Source organism: Arthrobacter sp. Alg241-R88, assembly GCF_900537115.1.
GTDB lineage: Bacteria > Actinomycetota > Actinomycetes > Actinomycetales > Micrococcaceae > Arthrobacter.
In genome coordinates, this window is the sequence record NZ_UNRG01000007.1 from 1 (window position 1) to 11,303 (window position 11,303).

14 protein-coding genes and 1 rRNA gene are annotated in these 11,303 nt (G+C 63.8%); 2 read left to right on the forward strand and 13 right to left on the reverse strand.

The genetic code is table 11. The features are described from left to right. The 6 genes from G6R19_RS14980 to G6R19_RS15005 all read right to left on the reverse strand — a co-directional run. Positions 1–202 (reverse strand): 16S ribosomal RNA (locus G6R19_RS14980); the annotation flags it as partial. Between the two features lie 639 nt (positions 203–841). Beyond that, positions 842–1,147, reverse strand: a complete 306-nt coding sequence (rpsN, locus tag G6R19_RS14985) for a 30S ribosomal protein S14 (protein WP_163166363.1) — start codon at positions 1,145–1,147, stop codon at positions 842–844. A 3-nt stretch (positions 1,148–1,150) separates the two neighbouring features. Next, a complete protein-coding gene (gene rpmG / locus G6R19_RS14990) occupies positions 1,151–1,318 on the reverse strand; it encodes a 50S ribosomal protein L33 (RefSeq protein WP_013602737.1) in 168 nt (55 codons plus the stop codon). Beyond that, the gene (rpmB, locus tag G6R19_RS14995; RefSeq protein WP_003798559.1) at positions 1,318–1,554 is read right to left on the reverse strand and encodes a 50S ribosomal protein L28; all 237 of its coding nucleotides are present in this window, start codon (positions 1,552–1,554) and stop codon (positions 1,318–1,320) included. The genes rpmG and rpmB overlap by 1 nt, the downstream gene beginning before the upstream one ends. Positions 1,555–1,808: 254 nt before the next feature. Continuing rightward, positions 1,809–2,570 carry an SGNH/GDSL hydrolase family protein gene (locus tag G6R19_RS15000; RefSeq protein WP_163166365.1) on the reverse strand — a complete coding sequence of 254 codons (762 nt, stop codon included), beginning with the start codon at positions 2,568–2,570 and terminating at the stop codon, positions 1,809–1,811. A 50-nt stretch (positions 2,571–2,620) separates the two neighbouring features. Further along, positions 2,621–3,100 carry a MarR family transcriptional regulator gene (locus G6R19_RS15005; protein WP_163166367.1) on the reverse strand — a complete coding sequence of 160 codons (480 nt, stop codon included), beginning with the start codon at positions 3,098–3,100 and terminating at the stop codon, positions 2,621–2,623. Positions 3,101–3,170: 70 nt separating this feature from the next. On the opposite strand from G6R19_RS15005, the gene G6R19_RS15010 reads away from it, so the two are divergent. Further along, positions 3,171–3,458: a YciI family protein gene (locus tag G6R19_RS15010; RefSeq protein ID WP_163166369.1), complete on the forward strand. Its 288-nt coding sequence runs from the start codon at positions 3,171–3,173 to the stop codon at positions 3,456–3,458. Here G6R19_RS15010 and G6R19_RS15015 read toward each other — a convergent pair. From G6R19_RS15015 to G6R19_RS15040, 6 genes are all read right to left on the reverse strand, one after another. Continuing rightward, positions 3,455–4,300, reverse strand: a complete 846-nt coding sequence (locus G6R19_RS15015; protein ID WP_163166615.1) for an SGNH/GDSL hydrolase family protein — start codon at positions 4,298–4,300, stop codon at positions 3,455–3,457. The genes G6R19_RS15010 and G6R19_RS15015 overlap by 4 nt on opposite strands. A 194-nt stretch (positions 4,301–4,494) precedes the next feature. Continuing rightward, the gene (locus G6R19_RS15020) at positions 4,495–5,541 is read right to left on the reverse strand and encodes a siderophore-interacting protein (RefSeq protein ID WP_163166371.1); all 1,047 of its coding nucleotides are present in this window, start codon (positions 5,539–5,541) and stop codon (positions 4,495–4,497) included. Then, on the reverse strand, positions 5,538–6,353 hold the full coding sequence (locus G6R19_RS15025; protein WP_240341902.1) for an ABC transporter ATP-binding protein: 816 nt from the start codon (positions 6,351–6,353) through the stop codon (positions 5,538–5,540). The genes G6R19_RS15020 and G6R19_RS15025 overlap by 4 nt, the downstream gene beginning before the upstream one ends. A 1-nt stretch (position 6,354) precedes the next feature. After that, positions 6,355–7,401, reverse strand: coding sequence for an iron chelate uptake ABC transporter family permease subunit (locus G6R19_RS15030; RefSeq protein ID WP_240341903.1), 1,047 nt, complete (start codon positions 7,399–7,401; stop codon positions 6,355–6,357). Between the two features lie 56 nt (positions 7,402–7,457). After that, positions 7,458–8,549 carry an iron chelate uptake ABC transporter family permease subunit gene (locus G6R19_RS15035; protein ID WP_163166375.1) on the reverse strand — a complete coding sequence of 364 codons (1,092 nt, stop codon included), beginning with the start codon at positions 8,547–8,549 and terminating at the stop codon, positions 7,458–7,460. A 10-nt stretch (positions 8,550–8,559) separates the two neighbouring features. Then, positions 8,560–9,663, reverse strand: coding sequence for an iron-siderophore ABC transporter substrate-binding protein (locus G6R19_RS15040; RefSeq protein ID WP_163166377.1), 1,104 nt, complete (start codon positions 9,661–9,663; stop codon positions 8,560–8,562). A 197-nt stretch (positions 9,664–9,860) separates the two neighbouring features. On the opposite strand from G6R19_RS15040, the gene G6R19_RS15045 reads away from it, so the two are divergent. Next, complete coding sequence (locus G6R19_RS15045; protein WP_163166379.1) at positions 9,861–10,355, forward strand: FBP domain-containing protein; 495 nt, start codon at positions 9,861–9,863, stop codon at positions 10,353–10,355. Between the two features lie 48 nt (positions 10,356–10,403). Here the strand turns inward: G6R19_RS15045 and G6R19_RS15050 are convergent, their stop codons facing one another. Beyond that, positions 10,404–11,090 carry a hypothetical protein gene (locus G6R19_RS15050; protein ID WP_163166381.1) on the reverse strand — a complete coding sequence of 229 codons (687 nt, stop codon included), beginning with the start codon at positions 11,088–11,090 and terminating at the stop codon, positions 10,404–10,406. Positions 11,091–11,303 lie beyond the last annotated feature (213 nt).

An 11,303-nucleotide genomic window follows, 5' to 3' on the forward strand; every position in this document is an offset into this window, starting at 1 on the left:
CCCCCCCCCCAGACGAGGGGGAGTCATATCCGGTATTAGACCCAGTTTCCCAGGCTTATCCCAGAGTTAAGGGCAGGTTACTCACGTGTTACTCACCCGTTCGCCACTAATCCCCGGCGCAAGCACCGGATCATCGTTCGACTTGCATGTGTTAAGCACGCCGCCAGCGTTCATCCTGAGCCAGGATCAAACTCTCCGTTGAAGTAAAACAAAAACAGAAACCACCAGGAAACCACGGGAAAACGCGGCAACCAGACAGCAAAAATTTGAAACCAGCTGTAAAAACCAGACCACCCACAGGGGCGGGCAGCCCGGCAAATTCAACCAATTCATAAAACAAATCGGTATCAACAAACTTGGCACACTATTGAGTTCTCAAACAACAGACACACCCGGCACCACCCAACCCAACGGTTCAGGATCGCTCCGGAGCAACTTTTCAAACTTACCCGATCCTCCGCCCCGGCGCAAATCCTTGTTTCAGGATCCTCGTCGGTGGGAAGTCGTCCCCACCTCTTCCAGAGGTGCTCGAAAGCCCTACCAGAATTGGTATTGATTTTGGGGGTTTTGGCCGCCCGGGGTAACCAGCTCTTCGCTGTCTCCCTCGCGGCGACTTAGAAAACAATACACCCCCTCGGGCTGCTCCGCAAATCCCCTCCCGGGCGGCCCGCTTCCCCGTCATTCCGCGGCAAAACCGGCGGTCGGCACCCAAACCCGTCACCCGCCGTCGGACTTTCCTTTGTATGTGCTGCACCACAGTGACGGGCGGTTAAAGCAGAAAGGGCCGGCAACCGTGTGGTTGCCGGCCCTTTCTCAAGCAGCTGGTTTCAGCGGGGCTGAATTACCAGGAAGACTTGGTGATGCCCGGGAGTTCGCCCTTGTGGGCCATGTCGCGGAAGCGGACACGGGAGATGCCGAACTTCTGGAGGGTACCGCGGGGACGGCCGTCGATGATGTCGCGGTTACGCAGACGGATCGGGGACGCGTTGCGGGGCAGCTTCTGCAGGCCCAGGCGGGCTGCTTCGCGTGCTTCGTCGGTTGCGTTTTCGTCAACCAGGGTCTTCTTCAGCTCGAGGCGCTTTGCAGCGTAACGCTCAACGATGACCTTGCGCTGCTCGTTGCGAGCAATCTTGGACTTCTTAGCCATGGTTTAGCGCTCCTCTCGGAATTCGACGTGCTGGCGGATCTTGGGGTCGTACTTCTTCAGGACCATGCGGTCCGGATCGTTACGACGGTTCTTGCGGGTTACGTAGGTGTAACCCGTGCCCGCGGTCGACTTGAGCTTGATGATCGGACGTACGTCCTTGTCCTTGGCCACTAGAGCTTCACCCCACGAGCGAGAATGTCGGCGACGACAACGTCGATGCCGCGTACGTCGATGGTCTTGATGCCCTTTGCAGAAACCTGCAGCGTGACATTACGGCGCAGGGACGGAACCCAGTAGCGCTTCTTCTGAATGTTCGGATCGAACCGACGCTTGTTGCGGCGGTGCGAGTGCGAAATGCTGTGCCCAAAGCCCGGCTCGGCTCCGGTCACTTGGCAGTGTGCTGCCATGACTTCTCCTCAAGAATTGAAAGTAATGATCCGCATATCTGTTGCTGGACCATGCTGCTAAGGGCGACCCAAAAATAAACAAGGGCAACGGTTAGTCACGCAACTTGAGCCCCTAACTACCGGCCGCCCTGGAGAAATTACCGGACAACCGGAGCAATTGCGCACGCTCCGCGCACTTAGCGCCTACCAAGTCTACGAGTTCACGCAATTAAAGACCAATCCGGCCCCGAAGGGTGTATAAGGAGGGCCGGCGGCTAGAGCCGGGTGAGCTGGGGGTACTTTGGTTTCAAGCCATCACCGGAGGACTTCCCGGTGACCCGCCGGACAACCCAGGGGCCTGCATACTCACGGAACCAGCGGGCGTTTGCCCGGATGGCATCCACGCCACTGAGCTCAGGAACCGGGGTCATGGGCGGGACATCGATGGAGTGGTCATGCTCCAGCACGTCCAGCACGCGCTTGGCCATGTTGGCATGGCCCGCCGCGGACATATGCATCCGATCCTGCGCCCACATGCCCCAGTCGTAGTACTCACTGAAGCGCCAGTAGTCCACCAGCAAAGCGCCGTGATCGCCGGCGATGCCGCGGACCAGTTCGTTGTAGATGGCTGTCCGACCGCGCGTCGTGCTGAAGACCTTCGAACCCCGGGCGTCGAAACCGGTGAACATGACCACGGCGGCACCGGCGGCGCGCAGTTTGGCGATGGCGTCGTCGTACTCCACCAGGAGGTTATCGATGTCGATCCTTGGGCGCAGGATGTCGTTGGCACCTGCGTAAATGCTCACCAGGGTGGGTTTAAGTTCGACGGCGGCATCCACCTGCTCAGCCAGGATCTGGCGAAGCTTTTTTCCGCGGATAGCGAGGTTGGCATAGCCGAAGCCGGGGTCAGCGGCTCCCAACTGCTCCGCCACACGGTCTGCCCAGCCGCGGACACCGTTGGGGCGGGTGGGATCGTCGTCACCCACACCTTCCGTGAAGGAGTCACCAAGGGCCACGTACCGGGTAGTGAAATCCATTCGGCTAGTTTGCCATCAGTTGCTGGGAGCAACCAACCGTGCCATGGCGCCTAGCTTTCCCGCAGAATCCAATGGTCAGCGTCCAACCGGCCCACCACTTTCTCGCCGATACGCGCCAGATCCAGCACATCCTGCTCCGTCAGGGCGTCCAGGAACAGGTCCCGAACCGTCTCAACATGGCCAGGTGCCAGGCCCACGATGGTCGCCATGCCTTCTTCGGTGAGATGGGCCGTGGTGACGCGGGCGTCGTGCGGATGCGGACGCCGCTCCACCCACCCCCGCTTCTGCAGCTTGGTCACCACATGCGAAAGCCGCGACAACGACGCGCTGCTGCGCGCAGCGAGCTCACTCATCGGCAGGAACCGCTCTTCCGCCTCAGACAGCATGGCCAGGACCGTGTAGTCAAAAAGGGACAGCTTCCCCGCTGCATGGAGCTTGGTGTCGAGGGCCGCCGGCAGGAGCGTATTGATGCTTACCAGGGCCAGCCAGGCACGGCGTTCGTCGGCAGTAAGCCAGCGGGGTTCGGTCATGCGCCCATTCTACGAGAAAAGGGCGGTTGATCCTTCAAGTAGCGGCGGAGCCGGCCGGTAGGCTGGGCGCATGTATGTTGTCTCACTGAGCTACCGGGTCCCCCAGGACATCGTGGACTTCCACAACGACGCGCACATCGCCTGGCTGCAAAAGGCTTTCGACGACGGCGTGTTCATCGCCGCAGGGCGCAAGGTCCCGCGGACGGGCGGTATGTTGCTCTCCAGGGCGGACCGGGCAACGCTTGACGCCAGCCTGGCCCAGGACCCGTTCTATTCGAATGGCGTTGCCGACTTCGAAGTAGTGGAGTTCCACGCCGCCAGGGTGGCATCGGGCTTCGAGAACCTGCTGGACAGTTAGCGCCAAGCACTACCTGCCGGGTATTTGGCGGCGAGCTTTTTCAGGCCGCCCTTTGGCGGCACCTTCACCGGTTCCGGCCAGCGAGGCGTGAGCTGGTCACCTAGCGTGACGCCGCGCAGTTTCCGGCCGAACAGCGGCAGGACCCAGTCGTGGATCCAGCGCCGCTGGTGCTGCTCCCACTCCCGGAGGCTGAGCTTGGCCGGGGGTTCCCAGTCCTTGAGCCGGATCTTGTGCGGCACGCCCAACTGGTCCAGCACCTGGCCCGCCAAGTACTTGTGTCCGGCCTTGGACATATGGAGCCGGTCCGAGTCCCACATCCGGCGGTCATGGAAAGCGTCCAGGCACCAATAGTCCACCAGCACGGCTCCGTACTTGGCTGCGATGGCCCGGACTTTCTGGTTGTAGAAGGTGTTGCGCTTCTTCAAGGGCTCGAGGAGCGCGGAAACTTTGACATCGAAGCCCGTAAAGAGCACCAGGGTGGCGCCCGTATCCGTCAGTTGCGCCACGAGCTTCTCATAGTCGTCCATGAGCACGGCCATGTCCGTCTTCAGGTCCAGGATGTCGTTGCCGCCGGCGTAGAGCGTGACCAGGGTGGGCCGCATCGTCAGCGCAGGCTCCAGCTGCTCGCCAATTACGTGCCGGAGCCGCTTGCTCCTGATCGCCAGGTTCGCGTACCGCCACCCAGGCTGCGCCTTCGCAAGTTTCTCTGCCACCCGGTCCGCCCAGCCCCGGACCCCGTTGGGCAACCGCTCGTCCCGGTCCCCGACCCCCTCAGTGAAGGAGTCTCCAAGAGCAACAAACACCCGCCGCCCCGAATCAGGAAGCAAAGTTTCAGGCACCAGCCCAACGTAACCCCATCAGATAGAGCCCAGGGAAAGCCGAAGTGAAGCTTAGGTAAGCGAGGCACGGCCGGTTGCGTTGTTTTGCGTAGGAGCGCATCGCCGACTGGAGCGAAGTGAAGGCCGCCCGCGGCCGCAATGGAGCGCAAGGAGGTGTCTAAGCGACGGCAAAATGACGCAACCGGCCCACCCAGGGCTTAGCCCTCGGCTTTGCCCTGGCGCCAGTACCCCATAAAGGCAACCTGCTTCCGGTCGATCCCAACATCGCGGACAAGGTACCGCCGCATGTCCTTGATAACCGCAGCTTCACCGGCGATCCAGGCGTAGAACGGCATGGCACCGGCGGGCATGTCCGGGTTTTTGGTGGCTTGGATTTCGTCCGTCTCCATCCTCTGGGGTGTCTCCCAGAGGATGTCCACGTCCACGTTGACGTCCTCCGGCTCCGGTCCAGCGGCGCCGTCAGCGGCTTTGATGGCCACCCACCCGGGCACCGGAACCGCCTTGCGCACCGCTTCCTCGAGCAGCTCGCCGTGCGGCCGGGACCGTCCAATCGCGGCACCGCGCGCGAGCCAGGTGACCTCGATGTCGGCGGGCGAGGACAGTTCGAGGAAGTCGCCTGCCTCGGGGACCTCCAGGAAGGCGTGCCCGGTCATATATTCGGGCAGACCTTCCAGGATGGCGGAAATGGCAGGGACGGCCGTCTCATCTCCGGCGAGGAGAATGCGCTGCGCCAGTCCGGGCCGCCATTCGATGCCGCCGTAGGCCTCCGCCGTCAGGCACTGCGCGGCGCGGTTGTTCGGGCCAATAAGGGTGATGGCATCACCGGGCCTGGCATTGAGGGCCCAGTTGGCGGCGGGCCCGCCGTTACCATGGCTGTCGAAGTGCATCACAAAGTCGACGTCGATCTCCGGGTATACGGTGTCCAGGCGGGCATGGCGGACGGTGTAGGTGCGCATGGAACCGCGAACTGCCGGGTCCATGGCCAGCCATTCGCGGTACCAGCCGGCGCGGCTCATTTCGAACGCCGGCAGGGGAAGTTCCGTGCCGTCCGCGGCGAGGGACGGGATCATAAGTTTGATCCGGAGGTCGAGGGTGTCGCCGTTGACGCCGAAGTCCCGCAGCGAGTACCCGCCGAACGTGATCCGGCGGAAGTTGGGGCTGAGTTCCTGCACTGAAGAAACTGTGACTTCGAATGCCAGGGTCATCGGCTCGGTGGAGGCGGCGGCAATATCGCGGGTCTTCATGAAACGAGCTCCAGTTCGTTGGCGGGGACGTGGTGTCGGCCGATGGGAATGATCAGGGGGGTTCCGGAGACAGGGTCCGGGATGACGCGCGACTCAAGGCCGAAGACGTCGCGGACCAGCCCTTCGGTGACCACGTCCTGAGGCGCGCCCACTGCCACTACGGCGCCGCCTTTCATGGCGATCACGTTGTCTGCATAGCGGGCGGCGAGGTTCAGGTCGTGCAGCACGATGGCCACGGTGGTGCCGCGCTGGCGGTTCAGGTCTGTCACAAGATCCAGGACTTCCACCTGGTGGGCAAGGTCGAGGTACGTGGTGGGTTCGTCCAGCAGCAGGACCTCGGTTTCCTGGGCCAGGGCCATGGCAATCCAGACCCGCTGCCGCTGCCCGCCCGAGAGTTCGTCCACGTTTCTCCCGGCGAGGGCCAGCGTGTCGGTTGCTTCGAGCGCGCGCTGCACCGCGGCGTCGTCCTCCTCGCTCCAGCTGCGGAAGAAACCCTGGTGCGGGTACCGGCCGCGGCCCACCAGATCGCGGACCAGGATGCCGTCGGGTGCGGTGGGATGCTGCGGGAGCAGGCCAAGGGTGCGGGCCAGTTCCCGCGCCGGGCGTGAGTGGATGTCCTTGCCGTCCAGGGTCACGGCGCCGGCCGCGGGTTTCAGGAGCCGGGACAGGCCGCGAAGGAGGGTGGATTTCCCGCAGGCGTTGGCTCCCACAATCATGGTCACGCGGCCTTCGGGAATTTCGGCGGTAAGCCCGTCCACCACGCAGCGCTGATCGTATTTGAGCGTCAGGTCCTTGGCGTTAAGAATTGCCACGTCAGGCATCCTTTCGGTTGGCCGTGACCAGGAGCCACAGCAGGAACGGGGCGCCGAGCGCGCCGGTGATGACACCCACCGGCAGCGCCGTGCCGTCCAGCAAGAGGGGGGCGAGGTTAGCGGCGACGTAATCTGCGGCGAGGACAATCAGGGCACCAACCAATGCCGACGCCGGGAGGCTGGCTTTACCGGTGAAGCGCCGGGCAATGGGCCCTGCCAGGAAGGCGACGAAGGAGACCGGGCCGGCCGCCGCCGTCGCAACTGCTGCCAGCGACACCGCAATGATCACCAGCGCCAGGCGGGTGGCACCTACCCGGATGCCCAGCCCGGCGGCAGCGTCGGGTCCGAGTTCCAGAATGCGCAAGGGCCCGGCGATGGCAACAACTGCCGGGATCAGGACGGCGAGGGAGAGGGCAAGCACGCCGGCCCGGTCCCAGTTGGCGGAATTCAGGGACCCGTTGAGCCAGACGAGGACGTCCGCGGCGGTGCGGATATCCGCACGGGTCATCAGGAAATTCACCACGGCGTGCAGGGCAGCGGCGATTCCCACGCCCGTCAAAATGAGCCGGTTGCCGGCGGCGTCGCCGCGGTTGGTTCCGCGCATCACCCCGCCACTGGAGATCGTGTAGATAACGGCGGCCACGCCGAGCGCACCGCCGAGCGCAGCACCGGAGACCGCCGCGCCGGTGGCACCAAACACCACGATGGACACCACCGCTGCAGCGCTGGCGCCGTAGCTGATGCCGATGATGTCAGGGCTGGCCAGCGGGTTGCGGAGCATGGTCTGGAACAGGGCGCCGGCCAGGCCGAACGCGAGGCCGATCATGGTGCCGATGACAGCCCTCGGCAGCTTGTTCTCCATCACGATGAAGCTTGCGCCGGGGATCTTGTCGCCGCCGGTCAGGTGCGCGAAGAGGATCTTGAAGAAGTCCGGGACGGTGACCGTGTAGCTGCCCAGCAGGATGGAAACAGCGAACAGGATCACGACGGCGGCTGCCAGGATGGCGGTCCGGTTCAGCAGCAGCCTCCCCCGGCGTTGTCCTATCACTTTTGGTCCCTTGGGCCCCGGTTTGGCAGCCGTAACTGATAGCGCAACGGGGGTTTTCATAGTCCCGCCCCCTTGCCCCGGCGGATAAGCCAGACGAAGACCGGCGCCCCGATGAGGGCGGTCATGATGCCGGCCGGGACTTCGCCCGGAAGAAGTACCACGCGGCCGATGATGTCCGCGACGAGGAGCAACACCGGTGCCAGCACCAGCGAGAACGGCAGGATCCAGCGGTAATCCGGGCCCGTGAGGAAACGGACGGCATGCGGAATGACCAAGCCAACAAAACCAATGGGGCCGGCCAGCGCGGTGGCCGAACCGCACAGCAGCACGATTCCGAGGGCGGTGATGCCGCGGACCAGGCCTACCCGCTGGCCAAGGCCGCGGGCAATGTCGTCGCCGAGCGCCAGGCTGTTGAGGATACGGCCGGTCACCAGCACAATCAGCGCCCCGGCGGCGAGGAACGGCAGGCCGGGCAGCACTACGGACCAGTCCCGTCCTGCCACGCCGCCCACCTGCCAGAAGCGGAACCTGTCCAGGGTGTCCTGGCTGGAGACAAGGATGACGTTCATGAGCGAGAACAGGCCCGCGTTCAGCGCTGCGCCTGCCAGGGCGAGCTTCACGGGGGTGGCGCCGTCCCTGCCCAGGGAAGCGATGAGATAGACGACGACCGCCGCAACTGCGGCCCCGACGAACGCGAACCAGATGTAGCCGGAGAACGTGGCAACACCAAAAACGTAGATACCTGTCACCACAGCCAGGGCAGCCCCGGCATTCACGCCCATAATGCCGGGATCGGCCAGCGGATTGCGGGCCACACCCTGCATGGCTGCGCCCGCAAGGCCGAGGGCTCCCCCGGCGAGGATGCCAAGGACGGTCCGCGGGATGCGGGCATGCACCACGGCGTGGTCGCCGTTGGCGGGATCAAACGCGGTCAACGCCTGCCATACAGTGCCCAAGGGCAGTCCCCTGGCGCCGATGGCCAGGGAGGCCCCGGCCAAAAGTGCAAGTACGACGACGGCGGCCAGCAGCCAGGCGGCGCGCTTCCCCCCGAGAGCGCGACCGCGGGACGGGCCGTTAGGTCCTTGTGCCGGCAGTGAGGTGCCGGCACCCCCCTGCCCGGGGGCCGCCGTCGTCGTACTGTGCGTCATGGAACGTTGCTTACTTCACTGCGCCGGTGACTTTATCCGCTGCGCTCGCAAGCTGCGGCAGGAACGTGTCCAGCGACCACGGCAGGCTCAGCGGGGAAGCCGCGGAGATGGACAGCGTCAGGGTGTTATCCGAGTCGGCAACCAGTGCGCCGTTCTTGATGGCCGGGATCTGGCTGAGCAGCGGATCCGACTTGATGGCGTCAGTGGTGGAGGCATCCGGAACCCAGGTCACGAACACGTCTGACTGAAGCTCGTTGGCTTTTTCTGCGGACCACGGGATGAAGAATTTCTCGGAGCCCTTGGAGTTGTCGTCAACCACCGGAGCGAGCTTCATGCCGATTTCCGAGAGGAAGCGGGGGCGGTTGTCATTGGCGGTATAGACGTTGACGCCGTCGCCCTTGGCAGGCTCGAGGTTGCCGTAGATAAAGCTCTTGCCCTCAATTTGCGGGTACTTGGCAACCTTCTCCTTGATGGTGGCCTCGGTGTCCGAGATCAGCTTGGTGGCTTCGGCGTCCTTGCCGAGGGCCTTGCCGATGATGGAGGTGGAGTCCTGCCAGGAGGTTCCGTAAGCCAGCTTAGGGTGGGCCACGACGGGCGCGATCTCATTGAGCTTCTTGTAGTCCTCTTCGGTGAGGCCCGAGTAGGCGGCCAGGATGACGTCCGGGGTGAGTTTGGCGATCTCGGTGAAGTTGATGCCGTCAGCTTCGGAGTACTGGGCAGGAGCCTTGTCGGAGCCGAAGCCGGCGCCGAGGTCTTCCAGTGCTGCATCCTTCCAGGGGGTGGAGCCCTGGTCGTTCCCGCCCCATTCATTCTTGGGAACGCCTACCGGCACAACGCCCAGGGCGATGGCGACGTCGTCGTTGACCCATGAGACGGTGGCAACGCGCGTGGGCTGCTCCTCGATGGTGGTCTTGCCGTAAACGTGCTCGATAGTCACGGGGAACTGTGCGCTGCTGGAGCTGGCTGCGCTGGCGTCGGTGGTGGAGGAGGCGGGGCCTGTGGCGCAGGCGGAGAGGGTGAGCGCCGCGGCGGCCAGAACAGCCGAAGCCTTGCCGGCTGACTTGAACAGCGTGCGGCGGGTGGCGCTGGGCCCGGGGAAGAGGGGGGAAGTCACGAAACTCCTTAAGTGAATGAAGCGAACTTAAGTTAGGCTAGCCTACCTTGGCGGCCATTACGCAACATTTACGTCACTTATTCCTCCTCGTGACAAAGGACACACTTTGTCACTTCCTCCGCTCCTTGGACACCGCCCGCAGCTTTTGGCAGGATGGCCCCGTATTCCCGGGGCTCCTATCTTTCGAAAGCTCAACCATGCAATCCATCACGCCTCAACAAATCCGCTCATCCTTCGTTAATGCCAGCCGCTCCGAAGCGGCTAAGCTCACCCTGCCCAAGGACTTTGACTCGCTCGACTGGGACAGCCTCGACTTCCTGGGGTGGCGGGACGAAAAGATGCCGCTCCGCGGCTATCTGGTAGTGCCGGACCCCAAGGGGCTCACGGGCATCCTGCTTCGCGCACCCGAAGGCGGTGCCCGGAAAAACCGCTCCGTCCTGTGCGAACTGTGCCGGGACGTCTTCTCGAAGGAGGACGTCCTCCTCTGGGTCGCCAGGCGCGCCGGCCCGTCCGGCCGCAACGGCAATACTGTCGGAACGCTGATCTGCGCCGACTTCCTGTGCTGCGGCAATGTCCGCAAGGAACCTCCGGCCAACGAGATCAATCCTGACCCGGTCGCCGTCGTCCTTCGCCAGCTTGACGGACTGAAGGAACGCACCGCCCAGTTCGTGTCGCGGGTGCAGGCCAAATAACAGCAAGAGGAACCCTCCCCGCGGGGGAAGGTTCCTCTTGCACGGCGGTCAGCGGTAAGTGAAGCTCATCAGCAAAGCTTTCAGGGAGCGGCCTTCATCACCCCAGTACCACTCCTTGGCCGCCTCGTCGTTCGCAAACTGCCGACCGTCGAAAAGCACGTCTGCGGTCAGAATGCGGTCGCCGAGCATCACTAGCCCGTATTGCACCTGCCCGTCCGGCGAGACCGGCGATCCCGCCGTTAGCCCCATGCGGTAAGTAGCAGCGCCAAAAGCGTGATCAACATAGAACGACGAACTGGGCGTGGGCACCGCAGCCCCGATCAAGCCTGGCACGGGGTCCGTCTCGAGTATGAACCTTGAGACATTGCCGGCCGTGGCGTCACCGACCTGGCTGTAGTAGATGGCGACCTGCTCGTTGCCGCCGGCATCGTAGACCGTCGCAGTCTCCACTGCCGGGGATACCGAAACCTGTTCATGCTCCACGCGCCAGCCCTCCGGGTGGGCGAAGGACAGGCGGCCATCTTCGAACGTGAAGGTCACCGGCCCTTTGGGAACGGGAGAAGAGGTAGCGGCCGGAATGATGGATGCAGGGGGACTCTGCGTAACTGCCTGGGCAGCAGGCCCGGTGGAGGAACCGCCGTCCCCGGCAGTGCTGCCGGCCGCACAGCCCGTGAGGGTGAGGGCTGCGACGGCGGTCAGCACCATGGAGGTGGTGGTGCGGTGTGCTGGGCGCATTTGGGTGCCTTTCAAGGGAAGGCCGCCAACCCGTCAGGCGTCAGATGCAGGACCCAGCGTTCCACAACTGCCCGGCGGGAGGACGACGGCAAGTGTTTGATGCCGACCAGCATGGCACCGGGACAACGCCTTTCAACAGCTCCCGGGCAATAAATCCATCAACTTGTTATATAGCAACGCGGGTCATAGTCGGCCCGATGTTGGGCTTTATTA